Raw genomic sequence first — 17,451 nt, 5'->3', positions numbered from 1 at the left:
TCATATTATAGTTGATTAATCTAATTTTTTCTTTTAATAAGCTTATTACTAATCTCTTATAATTTTTTCAGTTTAATGTTGCGATACCAAACCGTACTTCCCCAGTCCTGCAAGCCAATTCTTCCGGTAAAAGAACCTTTTGCTATTGGCGCAGCTTTCAGTCCGCTGCTGGCAATACGTTGTTTCCAGTCCGCTCCTGCCAGGTCATGTTCCTGAACCATAAACCCGTTTTGGTATACCGTCAGTTTATTTTTCTTAACGATAAAATGAATCTGGTTCCACTCGCCTTCCGGGTTTCCTTCTCTTAAACGCGCATTGGCCACACTAAAAAAATCACTGGCGCGGTGTGTATTCTCCTTGGCTCCTTCATAGATCTTGTCATCAATTACCTGAAGTTCCAGGCCGGTATCGTGCATATTTTTGTATTGAGGCTGTTCCTTAACAAAAAAGAATATCCCGCTGTTCGCATATTTACTGACCTTCCATTCTGCTTTAAATTCAAAATCACTGTTGATTTCTTCATCGATGACTATATCTCCTCCGCCCTTTGCTTTATTTCCGGCGCGCTCCGGCACATTAAGTTTAATAGCTCCCTGCTCAACGATCCAAGCCGGACCAACTTCTTTGGCGCCGTAGGCATGCCATCCCTTGTAATCCCTACCATCAAAAAGCAGTTTCCAGCCCTCCTTTTTTTCCTGTGCAGTAAGTGTATTTAAACTTTGAGAATTTACCTGAATACTTAGTAAGAGCAGAAAACAGAAGAGTTGAGGAAATTTGCGCATGATAAAATAAATTTATTGATCCGGTAAACACAAGTTAACCGGATCAATAAAATACTGACTTATCCCAAATAAAATTATTTTCTTTCTGTTGAATTCGCGGCAATAAGCAGCGGCTCATTATGGATCAAAATTGTAACGTCGTGATCTGAAATGTTTTCCACCGCCACGCCTTCCTGTGTTACCTCAACGCGAAGCAATGCACCCCGGAATCCAATCCTGAAAGAATACGAATTCCACTGTTCTGGGATGTATGGATTTAAAATCAACATCCCGTCTTTCACCCGCTGACCGGCAAAACCTTTTACAACGCTCATCCAGGTTCCGGCCATGGAAGTGATATGTAATCCGTCCTCAGTATCGTTGTTATAATCATCCAGATCGAGCCGGGAAGTGCGGACATACATTTCATATGCCTTTTCTTTCAATCCGATTTTTGCCGCAAGAATAGCATGGACGCAAGGCGAAAGTGAAGATTCATGCACCGTCATAGGCTCATAAAACTCAAAATTCCGTTTGATTTCGTCGACAGAAAAATCATCTTCAAACAAATACAACCCTTGCAAAACATCAGCCTGTTTGATAAAACATGATCTCAAAATTCTGTCCCATGACCACTTCTGGTTAATCGGGCGATGATCTGCAATATCACTTACTGTCAAAATTTCCTTATCGAGAAATCCCTGCTGCTGCAAATAAACCTGTCTTTCCGGATCGTACGGAAAATGCATATTGTCGGCAATGTTTTTCCAATCCGCCATTTCACCATTCAGGTTAAAATTCGTCTGGAAAATGATTTCATTCAAACGTTCAGAACCCCATAGTTTACTGATCACCTCCAAAGTATACCGGAGTGTCCAGCAGGCGATATAATTGGTATACCAGTTGTTGTTGACATTGTTTTCATACTCGTTCGGTCCGGTAACACCCAGCATTACAAACTGCTTTTTATCAGCAGACCAGGTAATCCGCTGTTTCCAGAATCTTGAAATACCAATTAGAACTTCCAGTCCGTATTGCGACAAATAACTTTCATCGCCGGTATATCTGGTGTAATCATAAATGGCAAAAGCAATGGCTCCGTTCCGGTGAATTTCCTCAAATGTGATTTCCCACTCATTATGGCACTCTTCCCCATTCATCGTTACCATAGGATAAAGTGCAGCACCGCCGCTGAATCCTAATTTTTCAGCATTTTCAATGGCTTTCTGCAAATGTTTGTGACGATACACAAGCAGATTTCTGGCAACTTTTTCGTCTGCCGTTGAAAGATAGAATGGAATACAATAAGCCTCGGTATCCCAATAAGTACTTCCGCCGTATTTCTCACCGGTAAAACCTTTCGGGCCAATATTCAGGCGCTCGTCTTCTCCGGTATAGGTCTGATTTAAATGGAAAATATTAAACCTGATCCCCTGTTGGGCAGCAATATCTCCTTCAATGGTAATATCATTTTTCTCCCATTTATCCGCCCAGGCCTGCACATGTTCAGCATAAAGTTGTGCAAATCCTTTTTGCGAAATACGCTTAATATAGGCTTTGGCTTCGGGAATCAGCTGGTCTTTTGCATAATTGGTTGAAGACAAATTAACTGCATACTTAAAAATCGTCAGCTCGTCTCCTTCTTTCACTTCAATATGTACAACACCGGCCACATACTTTTCACGACGCGCAGGCAACGATTGGTAATCGGTTTTCAGGCCGTTCATTTTTATATCAAAAGCCATCCCTGTTGCCACCTGAAACTGCTCAACACCGTATGGATTTTCTTTTGTTTCTAAAACAAGATAACCTTCTGAAAAACTGGTTTCTTTGTGGATTTCATTCCAAAAAGTTTCATCGTAGTTAGAATCCCTATTACTGATATTTCCATCCAGATATGGCGTAATCGTAAAAGTATCCGTGAAGTCCAGCGGCGTGACAGCATACTGGATTGCCGCGGATTCATCATCAGCCATGTTACAAAACCTTTTGGAATAGATTTTCAAACGCCGTCCGCCAGGAAGCTGAACCGTTGCGATACGTTCCAAAGTCCCTTCCTTCATATTCAGGACCCGGCGAAAATCTTCCACCTGACAGGTATTCAAATCCAGCGTTTCGTCTCCGATTTTTATATCAATTCCTGTCCAGTTGCAGGCGTTAAGTACTTTGGCAAAATAATTCGGATAACCGTTTTTCCACCAGCCTACACGTGTTTTATCAGGAAAATAGACACCGGCTACATAGTTTCCCAGTAAAGTTTTTCCGGTATATTGTTCCTCAAAATTCCCGCGCTGACCCATCCGGCCATTGCCGAGACTCATCAGACTTTCTGTAATTTCATTGTTCTCGGCATGGAAACCATCCTCCACAATGTTCCATTCGTCGTGTGTTATGTAGTTCTTCATTGATTCCAGCTATTGGCGATCAGCTCTTAGCGATTAGTTGTGGCGGTATAAATTCTGTTGAGTTTTATTTTAATTTATCGAATAGATCTTTTACCGTCACACCATCAAAACCCGGCATGACATAATCTGCTTCGGTCAAAACGGAGGCTTGCCCTATCCCGACACCGATCATGCCTCCTGCTTTGGCAGCCTGAATTCCGGCAACTGCATCTTCAAAAACCACACAATGTTCAGGCGCAACGCCCAGATCTTGGGCACCCATTAAAAAAACCTGCGGATCAGGTTTCCCTATGGTCGCGCGGTTTCCGTCGACGATCGTATCAAAATAAGTAAGCATATCCAGATTTGTCAGAATGGTTTTCGCATTTTTACTGGCAGATCCCAAACCTGTTTTTATCGCACCCTCTTTCAGTTCATCCAGAAAGTCACGAACACCCGGAAGCGCATCATCAGGAGTAATTTGTTTACAAAATTCCAGATACTGCGCGTTTTTCTCGGCAGCATACTTTAATTTTTCCTCTTCACTTAATTTCACCCCGCCAATTCCAAGTACAATTTCCAGAGATTCCATCCGGCTGATACCTTTCAGTAACTCATTTTGTTCCAGTGTTAAATCGAATCCCAGCTGATTGGCCAGCTGGCGCCAGGCGAGATAATGGTATTTGGCAGTATCTACAATCACTCCATCCAGATCAAAAAGGCAAGCTTGAACAGTCGGCATATTATTTCAAAATTTAATATCTTGCAAAATAGTAAAAAGAGCGTTTTCGCTCATGTAATCCAACGTTATTTCAAAAAAGTAATTCTATAATCAGCAATAAACCTGACATTAGTGCTCCATTTCGAATTTTACTTGTGAAAGAAACGTTCCTTTTCATTTTAAACAAATAATGAGCCCGGTGCCTGATATTTGTACTTTTGTTTTAACAACACCGAAAATTTCCTATGCCTGCGACCAATCAAGATAAACATATCATTTATCAGATTTTTACCCGATTATTTGATAATCAAAATACAACAAACAAAATATACGGGACAATCTCTGAAAACGGCTCCGGAAAATTTAACGGTATCACTTCCACAGCTCTGGAGGCGATTAAAAAATTTGGTATCACACATGTGTGGTACACAGGAATTATTGAACATGCCACGCTAACAGACTACTCCGAATTTGGCATAAAAACAGATCATCCGCTGATCGTGAAAGGAATGGCAGGCTCGCCTTATGCCGTGAAAGATTATTACGATGTGGACCCGGATCTGGCTGTTGATGTAGTAAACCGGATGCAGGAATTTGAAGATCTGGTAAAAAGAACCCATGACTCAGATCTAAAAGTTATAATCGATTTCGTCCCAAATCACGTTTCGCGTCAATACCATTCCGATACTGCACGCTCCGCCGGGATTAAAGATTTTGGCGAAGATGATGATACCTCAGTAAGTTTTAGTCCGAATAATAATTTTTACTACATTCCAAACCAGGATTTTATTGTTCCGGAAGGGCATAAAGCACCTGTTAACGTTACGGCTCCGTATATGGAGCGGCCGGCAAAAGCAACAGGAAATGACGTTTTTCGTGCGCAGCCAAGCCAGTACGACTGGTATGAAACGATCAAACTGAATTATGGAGTTGATTACCAGAACGGACACACCACCTATTTTGATCCGATTCCTTCGACATGGTTAAAAATGCGGGATATCCTGTTATTCTGGACGGGAAAAGGCGTTGACGGATTTCGCTGCGATATGGCCGAAATGGTGCCTGTGGAATTTTGGGGCTGGGTAATTCCGGAAATTAAAAAAGTAAATCCTGTCATCATTTTTATCGCTGAAATTTATAATCCGGCCCAATATCATAACTATCTGAAGAACGGTCAGTTTACTTATTTGTACGATAAAGTTGGATTGTATAATGCTCTCCGCAAATTGATGGAGGGAGGCGGATCCGTGGAAGATATCACAAGATTATGGCAGCAGGAATCTGGTGACATTTCTGAAAATATGTTGCGGTTTTTGGAAAATCATGATGAACAGCGGATTGCCTCCAAATATTTTGCCGGTGATCCATGGATTGCCATACCGGCTATGACGCTTAGTGCTACCTTACACACGGGACCTGTGATGATTTATTTTGGTCAGGAACTGGGCGTGAATCCAAACGTGTCAGAAGGTTTTCAGGGAGAGGATGGCCGGACAACCATTTTTGATTACTGGAGTGTTCCCGAATTCCAGGAATTTGCCAACGGCGGAAAATTTGACGGAGCACTGTTAGGCAGCGATCAGAAAAAACTTCGCGCTTTTTATGAAAACCTGAACAAATTTGTGACCCATAATGAAGCCGTTTATGCCGGGAATTTTTATGATCTTCAATATGTAAATATTGATGGGCAAAGCCTGGATTATGATAAAACCCGGATTTACAGCTATCTGCGCTACACTGATAAACAGAAACTTTTGTTTGTCTATAATTTTGACAGAGATAAAACCTGCCATACCAATGTTCGTATTCCACAGGATGCCTGGACTGACTCATTGAAGCTCAAATCAACAAGTTCATATACGCTCAAACAGGTTTTTCCATTGCTTAATCTGACACCGAATATTAAGCCATCAGAAATCACTTCTACCGGAATTGCGCTTACATTACCACCGGTATCCGTTTATGTTTTTGAAATTCTTATAAATTAGAATCAATACCTAATTGGAAAGCCTGCTTATCTTTTAGTTTTAAAATTAAGATAAGCGGGTTTTCTTTTGTCATATTGAAAATTTAAATATCCCAATACATCCTTGCACTATTGAAGCAAAAGTCCTATCCGAATTAAAAGAAGTATTAAATTTACTTCAATGGCACGGCATTTATTTATACTGGCCGGAAACGAAACAGCTAATTATTGAAAAGGAAAATATTATATCTTTTATCAAAATCCCGAATTTACGGATCGGCCAACATAATTCCTGACCGGCATAAACGCTTAAATCTTACTAACTTATGAGCAGCGTTTTAGATTCAAACCGTATTAATTATCTTGGGAAATTTATAGAGCTTATCAGAAGTTCATTTCAGGTAAAAGCCAGCGAGAGTAAACCTTTTTCCGAAATCCTCACAACTATCCTGATGGACCGCCGTGAAAAAGATCTTTTGGCTGAGCAAATTTATTCGGTTCTTATATCAACAAAATTTGTTTCATTACTTACTGAATCTGAAATCGGAGCTAACCGGGGCTTTTTCTCTGACGCATTTGCGCGTTTGGGTTTTAAATTCCTTCCGCCAGTTCATGAAGAAACTGAACTTCGTACGCAATTTGATAATCTCTTTGATCACAAAAAAGATTACATCTGGGTACAGGCCATACCGGATGAAAACTGGTGTAATTTCTTTGCCGATATTTTCAAAGAAAACAGTCCGACACTGATCCAGTATATCGAAAAAGAGCTTTTAAACTCGATTCTGGTTCTGGCACAACGCGCGGCAAATCTGGGAATAGAACCCGAAGTTGTCTCAAAAATCCCTCGTGTCGATGATCTGGACTCTCCTTTTCTTGGGTTGAATCGTGAAGTAATGATGTATGTTGAGAAAACATTAAACCAGTTTGATTATAAAAATGAAGACCGGGCTAATGATTACAAACATATTCTGGTGATGATCAACCAGTGCAAAACTCAGGTAACTTATATCTACAAACACAAAGATCTTTTTGGAATAAGTCTTCAGCTTACAGCCATTATCCGGCAGCTGGAACAGTACTTAAAAAGGTTAACCCAGTTACTTGATTTGTTGCAAACCAATGAAAAATCAAGACAATGGCTGATTATTACACAACTGCTCAAAGAGTTTGTGTACGCAGAAAATACAAAATACAGCCTGCGAAAACATTTTTCAATAAATCTGCAATTGCTGACCTTCAAGGTAATTGAAAATACTTCCAAAACAGGTCAGCACTACATTTCCTCGGACAGGGCCGGTTATTGGAAATTATTCCGGCGGGCTTTGGGCGGAGGCGTTATTGTAGGCTTATTATGCTGCAATAAAACCAGGTTATACTTCCAACACTTACCGATTTTCTGGGAAGCATTTTTTTACAGCATGAACTACTCACTCGGTTTCATGCTGATCCACATACTTGGTTTTACAATTGCAACCAAGCAGCCGGCGATGACGGCTTCAACCATTGCGGCAAATCTGAGCAATAACGGCGAAAACCCCAACTGGCTCGAAACGACTACCCAGCTCCTGATCCGGCTTATCAGAAGTCAGTTTATATCGTTGGTAGGAAATGCGGCAATCGCTTTTCCGGTTGCATATGGCTTGGACAGGATTTATTATTATGTCTATGGTTATCATATTGCAGATGCCGCAAAAGCGATCAAACTCATTGGAGAACTGAATGTCTGGGAAAGTCTGGCTATTCCGCATGCTGCAATTGCTGGTGTTTATCTGATGGTATCCGGTTTAATTTCAGGGTATTATGAGAATAAATGGATCTATGACAAGTATACTTTGAGGATCAAAAGTCATCCCGGTCTTATCCGGTTTTTCGGACAGGAAAAACTGAACAGGATAGCACTTTATCTTGAACATAATTTTGGCGCACTGGCCGGAAATTTTGCCCTTGGTTTTTTTCTGGGAGCTACCAGTGCTGTCGGTTTTACGTTGGGTATCCCCCTGGATATCCGTCACATCACGTTTGCATCCGGAAATTTCGGACTGGCTTTTGCAGGACTGCACAGCCAAATATCAACAGATCTCTGGATTAATTCCATCATTGGAATCTCCTGTATCGGTATCATGAACGTGCTCGTAAGTTTCGGGCTTTCGATTGCCTTTGCTCTAAAATCCAGAAATGCGAAATTTGGTGAGGTGAAAAGTCTGTTAGGAAATCTTTCCTGGCAATTTTTTCATCACGGCTCCGCGTTCTTTTTCCCGGTTAAAGAGCCCGCTGCCAGCAATGAAGAGCTACCCGAAGCGTTTGTTAACCGTTAGATGTGAAAGTTGTAAAAAGAAGTCGTTTTGAGGAAGACAATTATATTTCCAAAATATGATAAATTTGTCTTAAATAGCGGTTTTGGTGGCCTGAGCGATATAGATATTGCACAAAATTCACTTTATTGTCAAAAATAATTTCTCCCAAAAGATTATCACGTTATGAAGAGCGGTAAAGTATTACCTGCAATGAAAATAAGAATTGCTTTTTTAAAATTATTCACATTTTCATTACTGCTATTTTTTTCAAAAGAAACACAGGCACAGTTAGCCACGCAAAAAGTTTTTAACCAGAAAATGGATCTGCCCGGTAATGGCGATCTGGGTACGCAGACTTTACGCATGGCAGAATCTTTCCTGGGAATGCCTTACGTAGCAAGTACACTGGAAGGAAATCCGACAGAAAAGCTTGTGTGTAAGTTCGACGGACTGGATTGTACAACCCTTGTGGAAAGTTCAATTGCCCTTGCCATTGCAAAAAGTGAAAATCTGAATTATGACGGATTTAAAACAGAACTTACCAAAATCCGTTACAGAGATGGTATCATCGACGGTTATCCTTCCAGATTACATTATGTGTTAGACTGGATGTATGAAAATCAAAAACGTGGACGGCTGGAAGATATAACATCCAAAGTGGGCGGTATACCATATAAAAAGGAAATAAACTTTATGTCCACACACGCGAATTTTTATCCGGCTCTGGATAATACGGAGGTTTGGGAAAAAATTAAGGAGCAGGAAAACATCATCAACAGCAGAGAATATTCTTATATTCCAAAGGCATCGCTGCAAAAAACAGAACCTATGCTGCGTGACGGAGATATTGTTGCCTTCACTTCATCAGTAGAAGGTCTTGATTGCAACCACATGGGAATTATTACAAAAATAGGGAACCGTGCCTACTTGATACACGCATCGCTGGCAGGAAAAAAAGTAATCTTATCCAGCCTTCCATTAGCTGAATACGTGGCATCTGTTCCCAAACATACGGGCATGATCGTGGCGCGGCTCACAGAACAATAAACAATGAATAATTTTCTGGAATTACTAGATTACAAAAACTCTCCCTGGCTGATCATCTTATTGGCAGCAGTGATTGGTATTGTGATCAGTGCAATTGTAATTAAATCGATTGCGATAACCGCAAGAAAAAAGGAATGGCCGGTTGTCAGGGCAATTCATGAAAATCAGACCAGTGTTCTGTATTTTTTCATACCGCTACTGATCACTACATTAATAACAAAAATCTATTCGGCTTCTCACAAGGAATATTATTTCACCCACGGAATCAGTAAGATAGCGCTCATTGCGGTCAGCACCTGGTTGATGACGCGTATTGTGATCATTGTTGAAAAGATCCTGATCGATAAACTGGATTTTGATTCGCCGGATAATAATGAAGCAAGAAAACTTTACACCAAAATCAAATTTGTTAAAAGGATTGTAATCATTTTAACAATCGTTTGCGGCGTTTCAATCTTGTTGCTAAGTTTTGATAGTGTGCGCCAGTATGGTGTCGGTATTTTGACATCTGCCGGAATTGTCAGTGTGATCATTGGTTTTGCAGCACAAAAATCACTTGGAAATCTTCTGGCCGGTATTCAAATTGCCTTTACCCAACCGATCAAAATTGACGACGTTGTGATCGTAGAAGGCGAATGGGGACGAATTGAAGAAATAAATCTTACCTATGTCGTTGTCAATATCTGGGATTTGCGGAGGATGGTTTTACCAATAACTTATTTTATTGAAAAGCCATTTCAAAACTGGACCAGAAATGATAGTACATTAATCGGTACTGCTTTCTTCAATCTAAATTACCACACGCCGGTTGAAAAATTACGTGAAAAGCTTGAAGAAATTTTGTTGAATACGCCTCTTTGGGATGGAAAATCCTGGGCATTGCAGGTAACTGATACGCAGGCTCAATTTATGGTTGTCCGTGCGATCATGTCTGCCCGAAATTCCTCACAAGCATTTGATCTGCGTTGTCTGGTCCGGGAAAAAATCATTGAATTTATACGGGAAGAATATCCGGAATCATTGCCAGGATTGATGATTGAAGGAAAATTACCAACCACGGAATAACCCGTTTCTTGTTTTACCCGCGGAAAACATGAAAATCAAAAAAAATGGCCATCGAAAACCGATGGCCATTTTTTGTCTTACTACTCACCTCTCAATTTAACTTATTACAAGTTAAGCGTTGAATCTTAAAGGCCGCCAAAATGATATTTGACAGCTACGATAGCATTTAAAAACTATCAATCTCGTTTTCCCATTTAACAATCCATGTTAAAATGGTTATATATCAACTGCGGCAACTATTTTGCCGGTATATATTATGTCAGTTCTTTTACAGATATAATAGCACAGCTTCTGGTGAAAATCCGGCAATAAGTCTTGCGGCCTGACTATCCTTTGCCAATAATTAGCAGAAACTAATATGCTATATCCGAAACTACACAAGCCATTGTAAAAATTTGGCTGTAACATAAGCCTCCATATCACAAAATGCCTTAGAGCAATTTTATGATACAAATGACCTCAGACCTTGTTAAAGTCAGATTAACGCCAAATTAAAAACGAATTAAAAAGAAATAATCTTTAAAAAGGGGGGAATTTCAATGTGAAAGTACTTCCGAGGCCAATTTTTGATTCCACCTCAATACTTGCGCCCTGCATGTTAATAATGCGTTTTGTTAATGCCAGACCTATACCATAACCGGCCTTGCTCATCGTAGTGGCACTCCTGTAAAAAGTATCGAAAACGTATGGCAATTCTGCTGCGGCAATACCCATCCCTACATCCTTGAAAGATATCTTGATGAGATCCTTATCAATTTCAAGAAATACATTAACACTATGATTATCAGAATACTTACAGGCGTTATCCATAAGATTCATAAACGCAGTTCTTAAAAGACTTTCATCACCATAACGTAGTAACTCTTCTTCATTTTCCGGAATCTGGTCATAGTTGATATGTACCTGATAGCCCGGATTTTTTTGCTGGATCGATGATTGTGCCTGCCACAAAACCTCGTCTATCCTGATTTTGGAAAACGTAACCCGAAACGCATGTTCCTCAGTTCTTGCCAGTTCCAGCAGCCTGCTCACCAGCTCGTTCATTTGCTTCACTTCTTCCAGAATACCTTTCAAAGCATCTTCATAGTAAGCACCTGTCCGTGATTTCATAAGTGCCACTTCAACCTCACTCATAATTAAAGCAAGCGGAGTGCGCAGTTCATGCGAAGCATGAGAAACGAAATTCTTCTGGGCCACGAAAGCAATTTCGAGCCTGTTGAGCATAAGATTGAATGTTTGGGCAAGCAAAGCCAGTTCATCCTTTTCCCGTCCCACCGTAACTTTGTCGTGAAGGTTTCCTGCTGAAATATTATTTACCTGAGCAATAATATCTGAAACCGGTTTTATGGCATCCGTAGCAAATTGCCAGCCTGCCACTCCCACCAAAACAAGAGAAAGAAGCCAGCCAATGACTAAAATTTCCCGCAATCGCTGCAATTGATTTGTGCCCAGGTGATCATTAGCAATAGCAACCACTACCCAGGGTTTGCGGTGATCCTGCAAAATATGTCGTATAACAATTACTTCCTTTTTCTCATGTTTGGTATGAATTTCCCGTCCACTCCGCGCTTCGTTCAGCATTTGACGGGAAAGGATAAACTCATAAGATCCGCTATTAAAAATTACAGAATCCGAACCGTTGTAAATCGTAATTTCTTCATCAAGCAACACGGTATTATTTTCCTTTTCAATTTTTGCAATATCCGCCTTACTTATCCCATTACTAGCCTCCACCAACTGTGCGATTGTCTGCCCGCGCTCATTCAGGAAAGAGTAAAACTGTTTTTCCCGGTACTGATCATAAAAGAAGTAAATCGCCAGACAGAAAAGAGCCATGATGGAACCAACCAACATGGTAAACAGTAAGGTAAGACGGGTTTTTATGTTCATTCTTCCTTAAAAATATAACCCATTCCAACAACCGTATGGATCAATTTAGTCGTGTAATCTTTATCCACTTTTTTACGTAAAAAGTTAATGTACACGTCAATAACATTTGTACCCGTATCAAAACGGATATCCCACACCTGTTCGGCAATGTCAACTCTGGATACCACCCTGCCACGGTTTCTCATCAGATATTCCAGCAAAGCAAATTCTTTGGCAGTAAGGTCGATGCGATTGCCAGCCCTTCTTGCTACTTTTTCATCAAGATTTAATTCCAGATCAGCCAGTTTCAATATCTGGCTTGACTGCTCGCGATTACTGTTTCTTTGGGATAAAACTTTGATACGTGCGATCAATTCGCGGAATTCAAAAGGCTTCACAAGATAATCGTCACCGCCCGCTTCAAAACCGTCCAGTTTGTCATCAATAGTACCTAATGCCGTTAAAAACAAAATTGGCGTCGCCAATCCGTCGTTCCTTAGCTGTTTAGCCAAATCATATCCATTGAGCAATGGCAGATTCACATCCAGAATTATTACATCAAACCTGTAATTCGACGCCATTTTCTTACCAACCTGACCATCGTAAGCTAATTCAACTTCCCAGGATTGTTCTTCAAGACCGCGTTTTAAGAATCCAGCCAGTTTTGGCTCATCTTCTACAACTAATATTTTCATACGCTAAGGGTTTTTCTGAAAAATCTATCAAATGTGGCACAGATTTCAGACATTTCATAAAAAAAGCCACTCGATGAACCGAATGGCTTTTTGACATATATCCACACCATTAAAGAGATGTATTCCAGGAATACTACCTTCAATTATTACGCAAAATAGAATTTTTTCTTAGTATTTAACACTATGTTTCTAAGAAATACAAAATATTCTGTAAGTGGGATCAATAATAATCGTCGCTGCCACCAAAATTTGCCCGGTCATCAAATGCACCGAAATCATCTTCCTCTTCCAGCTGCATTCCCTTTAAAGCCTTCTTGATCAGACCGATCTGGCCTGCATGGTATACGTCATGTTGTATCACACCATGTATCATGGTGTAGTAAGAATAATCTCTTCCCGGCACGAATTCCTCCAGGAAACTATCATCTTCCAGTTTTTCAAGTTCAGAAATAAGCTCTTCCTGCGACAAGCTAAGCTCCATCTGAATGGCTTCCCACTCAAACTCGTCCACCACAGGAATTTTTTTCCAGTCCTTATCCTCTGTTTTTATATCGAATTCTGCATCACCCTGGATTTTACGCACAGTAAATATTCGCCAGGTTGTCATATGATATACAATTTCTGCGATAGAATGTGTGTTTGTGCTAAGTCTTAGCTCCGCCATTTTTGGCGTAACATCCCGCAAAGCTTCTACTACGGACGGGCCATACCAGGCTTCTTCACTTTCATAAGTATCGTTGAGTACATCTATGATCCTTAAAATCTCTTCTTTTGTTTCCATATATAATTGGTTCGAATCCGGAAAATTACACTTAGGCTATGTAATAAATTTTTATTACTACTAAAATAAAACAACGAACGGGACAAATTCAAATAAAGTTCGGCATCAAGAATTTCATTCTCCCAAACTACATAATTCTCTCTGAATTAAACTTATTTACCAATGTTATTTTATTGAAATCGTTACAACCAAAATCTGTTCCTGATGGTCATAATTATAAAACGTGTTTGGCTTATATAAAAAAATAAATGTGTTAAATACGGAAAAGTAAAATGATCATTTTTAAAATTCGTTATTAGAAGACTAAAAACAGAAATAATCATCATGTTAAAAAAAGCTTCATTTCTTATCATTTTTGCCGCTATATGGCTTACATCCTGCACCAAAGATCCGGTCAACGATTTAACTGATCTGGATTCTCAGGTTTTCATTACAAATTTTGATAAAAGCGTAAATTTTAAGCAATTCAAGACTTTTAGTATCGCCGATTCCGTCATTGTTGTACAAGATGACAGATCAGGAACAGCACTGACCGACCTGGACAGGCAGATGTTATCCAGCGTCATAGCAAAAATGCAAAGCCAGGGCTACACTTGTGTCGCTGCCAGCAATAAACCTGATGTTGGAATTACCATAGCCCGAATCACAAATACATATTTGAATGTAGCCTCAACGCCTTATTCTTCATATTATGGCGGTTTTTATGGAGGTTACGGTTATGGCTATCCGAGTTATTACTCATATTACGAAACAAGCGAAAGCTATTGGTCCGTTTCCATGCTTGATCTGAAAAATGCAAATGCGACGACCAAAACCTTAAATGTGATCTGGAACGCCCAGATCCGTGGATCCGGATTGGCAAATACTGATTATTTTAGTGAGATGATCAATTCAGTTTTCGATCAATCCGCATATCTTAAAATTAACTAGACAAGCTTTTTTCTGATGTGATCAGAAAAAAAATATTTCAAAAACATTATTCCAAAATGAAAAAACTAATTATTGCTGCTTTTCTCTTAGCAGGTTTTGCGCCCGCTTTTGCTCAGGAACAAGCACCGAAGTTATATACCTTGCCCTCTCCATATGACCGTTACACCACTTATCTTGTAACGGCACGTTTAACGGGAGCTGTACCGATAGGGTCTTTCAAAAATGATTATATTGATAAAGCGTCCTTTGAAAATTACTCCATTTCTCTTGAATGGGTTCTTCAAAATTCTTTTTCAATAGGCGGTGAAATTGGATATTCTTATTTTAAACAGAGATTGCCAAGAGCACTTTACACGTCAGGTGATCAGACAATTTCTGCCATTCAGACCAGAACTGTATCTCAATATCCGATTCAGGCATTTGTGAATTATCATTTTTTACCGAAAAGTTCTGCCATTCAGCCTTATGTTCAGCTAAGTGCCGGAGGCAGTATTCTTGACTACACCGTTTATTACGGAAGTCTGGCAGATCAGAGGCAGAAAATCCGCCCGACATACGGCGTTGGCGTTGGTTCTAAATTTCTGTTTAAGAAAGACGGCTCTTTTGGTGCTGATGTACGGGTTAAATACGCTGCAACATCGTTTAAATATGATTATCTCACCAGCGGAATTTCATCACTCAATACTTCCATAGGTTTGTTTTACCGTTGGTGGTAACCTATATTTAGCGATTCACAGTTAATTTTCAGTTTTGCATAAAAAAAACATTTTGTCAAAATCAGCAATTATTTGGATCAGTACACTTCTTCTGGTTTTTTCAGGAGCGGGTATCTGGGCCTGGCAAAGATATGGGCCGTCGGAGGGTAAAGTTTTTACAGAGGTGCCGACTGAGGAGCTGCCTGTTGCCATCACGATCGATTCTGCGTCCAATGCCTGTGACCTGACGGTGCGGCGGTATCGGCAAATTGGTAAGGAAATGCAATTTGAACTCGCAGCCAATGCAGGAGGACTTGCGCCATATAATGTTGAAATTGTTCAAAACGGAAAAGTACAGCGATTTGAAAAAGTGCCGCATCGGCTTGGCCTTTGGCTTACTTTGAGCAACATTAATTTAAACGAAGGAAAGACTTCAATTAAAGTATCCAGTCTTGGACAGCCCGGTTGTGAGACAAAGGCAGAATTTAATTACAACATTTCCCTGAGAACCCAGATTCTGGATGAGTCCAAATGGGTGCGGCAGGGCAGCAAGGACAACTGGCTTGATGTTCGTCCGGTTGTTAAAAATAACCGCATTTACCTGAAAGATTTTGCCAACTTCCAGGATGGCCGAACGCATGTTGTCATGATTGATAATATTATGGTAACCGGATTGGAGAATGGTGTGGAAGTAAAGCCTGGTTATTTATATAATGTAACCGCCAAATGGATTGACGCGCCTTATAACGACTGGTGGAATAGTTTAAAAAACCGCAGCGTGCGCCAGCAAAATATCTGGATCAGCCCGAATGGTGTTACCCAAAAAGAAGAATCTACTCTGACGCGGATTGACATTCCGGTCTGGTATGCACCAAAAAAAGATATAAATGTCCATTTTGATACGGATTTCCCGGAATTTAAACCTATTGAAGGGAAACTGGTGATGCAATACCGGCTTAATAACTGGGTACCTGCGCAAAATTATTTTAATCGGGGGATTACACATTTACCGGCCTGGGAAAAAAATATCCCGAGCGACAAAATGCATTGGACCGCATCTCCGGGTCATTTTCAGGATAAAAATCAGGATTGGTTTGCAAGCTTGTCACAGGCAGAAGTTGAAAAACTGGGAAACGAAGTTCCTGGCTTCGGAGCTTATGCTTTTGACTTTGAATTCTGGAATCAGATATATACTCCGGAAGTAAAACAACGCTTAATCTGGTTTGCTCAAAAGATCAGAAAAAATAACCCAAACATGAATCTTTTCGATTATTGGGGAGGAAGTGCTTATACCAATCCGCATTTTAATACGATGAACGATAAAAAACCGGGTTCATTTCTGAAAGATTACGAAAATCCGGCTCCAAATCATACCAATTTTGATGTTTTACCAAATGGTGACAGTTTTCAAAATGTATATAATGTTTCTCCAACGGATGTATACCCGCGCCCTTCTTTTGGTGTGGACGAACAGGGAAATACACCTAATAATTTCACGTTACTTTCGGCAATCCATTCTTTGCGTATCAACGAACTGATTCCTTTTCAAAAGAAGAACAAATCTATATTTTACGCCTGGAACCGATATATGCCGCTTTATAAAGATCCGGTGGTGCCATGGCATTTGGAAACGACCAACCCAAAAGGAGATCTTATCTTTGGCCAGCTTGAAATGATGCCGGCAAGTCAGGCATTGAGTATGTCACTTTTCTCGCTGATCCTGTTTGATGGTTATTATATCTGGCATGATAGTCAGCCAGCGGGCAGAGGTGCAAATTCTTACCGTATCACACCAGAATCCATGGATTGGGGTAAAGAATGGTATCCTGCGGACGCTAAGACAAATATTTCGGTTTTCAATAAAACAATTCCGGATGGTGAAGCACCAAGGTACTGGGATTATCCGACGGAATTTTATGTACTTGGAAACTGGATGGCCAAACAGGTAGAAGATGTAATTGTTGGCGGAACAAATCAGGATCTGGCTTTTGAAATGAACGGAAGCTGGATTGAGCCTAAAAAAGGGCAGGCGGCCATTGTAGCGGACAAGAAAGAGCCATTTGTCTCTGCAATCGTGAAAGGAAATAAAATTGTTGTGTTGGGTGTGGATAGTTTTCAATCTCCAACAGCTACCAGAAAGCTTACGGTAAGATTGCCTGATGGACAAAAAACATCCATATCACTTTATGGAAACTGGCCTGCTTTATACCGCGGCACTTTGAAAAAATAAAATAGAAAAG

At 40.2% G+C, this 17,451-nt stretch carries 13 protein-coding genes; 7 read left to right on the top strand and 6 right to left on the bottom strand.

The window, feature by feature from the left end; translation table 11 throughout:
* Positions 1 to 56 precede the first annotated feature (56 nt).
* From LXL81_RS28195 to pgmB, 3 genes are all read right to left on the bottom strand, one after another.
* The gene (locus tag LXL81_RS28195) at positions 57 to 782 is read right to left on the bottom strand and encodes a DUF1080 domain-containing protein (RefSeq protein ID WP_234651320.1); all 726 of its coding nucleotides are present in this window, start codon (positions 780 to 782) and stop codon (positions 57 to 59) included.
* A gap of 74 nt (positions 783 to 856) precedes the next feature.
* Positions 857 to 3,166 (bottom strand): glycoside hydrolase family 65 protein, encoded by a 2,310-nt coding sequence (locus LXL81_RS28190; RefSeq protein WP_234651318.1) that lies wholly within the window; start codon positions 3,164 to 3,166, stop codon positions 857 to 859.
* 64 nt (positions 3,167 to 3,230) lie between these two features.
* Entirely contained in the window at positions 3,231 to 3,887 is a 657-nt protein-coding gene (gene pgmB, locus LXL81_RS28185; RefSeq protein ID WP_234651315.1) for a beta-phosphoglucomutase, read from the bottom strand.
* 224 nt (positions 3,888 to 4,111) lie between these two features.
* Between pgmB and LXL81_RS28180 the strand changes: the two genes are divergently transcribed.
* The 4 genes from LXL81_RS28180 (at position 4,112) to LXL81_RS28165 (ending at position 10,241) form a co-directional block, all read left to right on the top strand.
* Entirely contained in the window at positions 4,112 to 5,854 is a 1,743-nt protein-coding gene (locus tag LXL81_RS28180; protein WP_234651312.1) for an alpha-amylase family protein, read from the top strand.
* 304 nt (positions 5,855 to 6,158) lie between these two features.
* Positions 6,159 to 8,150, top strand: a complete 1,992-nt coding sequence (locus LXL81_RS28175) for a site-specific recombinase (RefSeq protein ID WP_234651310.1) — start codon at positions 6,159 to 6,161, stop codon at positions 8,148 to 8,150.
* Between the two features lie 189 nt (positions 8,151 to 8,339).
* Positions 8,340 to 9,176, top strand: a complete 837-nt coding sequence (locus LXL81_RS28170) for an N-acetylmuramoyl-L-alanine amidase-like domain-containing protein (protein WP_234651308.1) — start codon at positions 8,340 to 8,342, stop codon at positions 9,174 to 9,176.
* Between the two features lie 3 nt (positions 9,177 to 9,179).
* Complete coding sequence (locus tag LXL81_RS28165) at positions 9,180 to 10,241, top strand: mechanosensitive ion channel family protein (RefSeq protein ID WP_234651306.1); 1,062 nt, start codon at positions 9,180 to 9,182, stop codon at positions 10,239 to 10,241.
* Positions 10,242 to 10,760: 519 nt separating this feature from the next.
* Here LXL81_RS28165 and LXL81_RS28160 read toward each other — a convergent pair.
* From LXL81_RS28160 to LXL81_RS28150, 3 genes are all read right to left on the bottom strand, one after another.
* Positions 10,761 to 12,131, bottom strand: a complete 1,371-nt coding sequence (locus tag LXL81_RS28160; protein WP_234651305.1) for an ATP-binding protein — start codon at positions 12,129 to 12,131, stop codon at positions 10,761 to 10,763.
* The gene (locus tag LXL81_RS28155; protein ID WP_137338875.1) at positions 12,128 to 12,805 is read right to left on the bottom strand and encodes a response regulator transcription factor; all 678 of its coding nucleotides are present in this window, start codon (positions 12,803 to 12,805) and stop codon (positions 12,128 to 12,130) included. Before LXL81_RS28155 ends, LXL81_RS28160 begins: the two co-directional genes overlap by 4 nt.
* 220 nt (positions 12,806 to 13,025) lie before the next feature.
* Positions 13,026 to 13,586: a DinB family protein gene (locus LXL81_RS28150; protein WP_234651304.1), complete on the bottom strand. Its 561-nt coding sequence runs from the start codon at positions 13,584 to 13,586 to the stop codon at positions 13,026 to 13,028.
* Between the two features lie 324 nt (positions 13,587 to 13,910).
* On the opposite strand from LXL81_RS28150, the gene LXL81_RS28145 reads away from it, so the two are divergent.
* Genes LXL81_RS28145 through LXL81_RS28135 form a run of 3 tightly spaced genes read left to right on the top strand, consistent with a single transcriptional unit; the run spans position 13,911 to position 17,441 of the window.
* The gene (locus LXL81_RS28145; protein ID WP_234651302.1) at positions 13,911 to 14,516 is read left to right on the top strand and encodes a DUF4136 domain-containing protein; all 606 of its coding nucleotides are present in this window, start codon (positions 13,911 to 13,913) and stop codon (positions 14,514 to 14,516) included.
* Between the two features lie 56 nt (positions 14,517 to 14,572).
* Positions 14,573 to 15,232 carry a hypothetical protein gene (locus LXL81_RS28140; protein WP_234651291.1) on the top strand — a complete coding sequence of 220 codons (660 nt, stop codon included), beginning with the start codon at positions 14,573 to 14,575 and terminating at the stop codon, positions 15,230 to 15,232.
* Between the two features lie 52 nt (positions 15,233 to 15,284).
* Positions 15,285 to 17,441 carry a hypothetical protein gene (locus tag LXL81_RS28135; protein ID WP_234651288.1) on the top strand — a complete coding sequence of 719 codons (2,157 nt, stop codon included), beginning with the start codon at positions 15,285 to 15,287 and terminating at the stop codon, positions 17,439 to 17,441.
* The last annotated feature ends 10 nt before the right edge of the window (positions 17,442 to 17,451 follow it).

It is taken from the genome of Dyadobacter sp. CY356, from assembly GCF_021440195.1.
Classification (GTDB): domain Bacteria; phylum Bacteroidota; class Bacteroidia; order Cytophagales; family Spirosomataceae; genus Dyadobacter.
The sequence above is the reverse complement of the archived record's forward strand: the minus strand, read 5'-3'. Positions and strand labels throughout refer to the sequence as shown.

Bases quoted from the DNA above. Each gene is read 5' to 3' on its own strand.
- LXL81_RS28195 (WP_234651320.1), bottom strand. From the start codon at position 782: ATGCGCAAATTTCCTCAACTCTTCTGTTTTCTGCTCTTACTAAGTATT.
- LXL81_RS28190 (WP_234651318.1), bottom strand. From the start codon at position 3,166: ATGAAGAACTACATAACACACGACGAATGGAACATTGTGGAGGATGGT.
- pgmB (WP_234651315.1), bottom strand. From the start codon at position 3,887: ATGCCGACTGTTCAAGCTTGCCTTTTTGATCTGGATGGAGTGATTGTA.
- LXL81_RS28180 (WP_234651312.1), top strand. From the start codon at position 4,112: ATGCCTGCGACCAATCAAGATAAACATATCATTTATCAGATTTTTACC.
- LXL81_RS28175 (WP_234651310.1), top strand. From the start codon at position 6,159: ATGAGCAGCGTTTTAGATTCAAACCGTATTAATTATCTTGGGAAATTT.
- LXL81_RS28170 (WP_234651308.1), top strand. From the start codon at position 8,340: ATGAAAATAAGAATTGCTTTTTTAAAATTATTCACATTTTCATTACTG.
- LXL81_RS28165 (WP_234651306.1), top strand. From the start codon at position 9,180: ATGAATAATTTTCTGGAATTACTAGATTACAAAAACTCTCCCTGGCTG.
- LXL81_RS28160 (WP_234651305.1), bottom strand. From the start codon at position 12,131: ATGAACATAAAAACCCGTCTTACCTTACTGTTTACCATGTTGGTTGGT.
- LXL81_RS28155 (WP_137338875.1), bottom strand. From the start codon at position 12,805: ATGAAAATATTAGTTGTAGAAGATGAGCCAAAACTGGCTGGATTCTTA.
- LXL81_RS28150 (WP_234651304.1), bottom strand. From the start codon at position 13,586: ATGGAAACAAAAGAAGAGATTTTAAGGATCATAGATGTACTCAACGAT.
- LXL81_RS28145 (WP_234651302.1), top strand. From the start codon at position 13,911: ATGTTAAAAAAAGCTTCATTTCTTATCATTTTTGCCGCTATATGGCTT.
- LXL81_RS28140 (WP_234651291.1), top strand. From the start codon at position 14,573: ATGAAAAAACTAATTATTGCTGCTTTTCTCTTAGCAGGTTTTGCGCCC.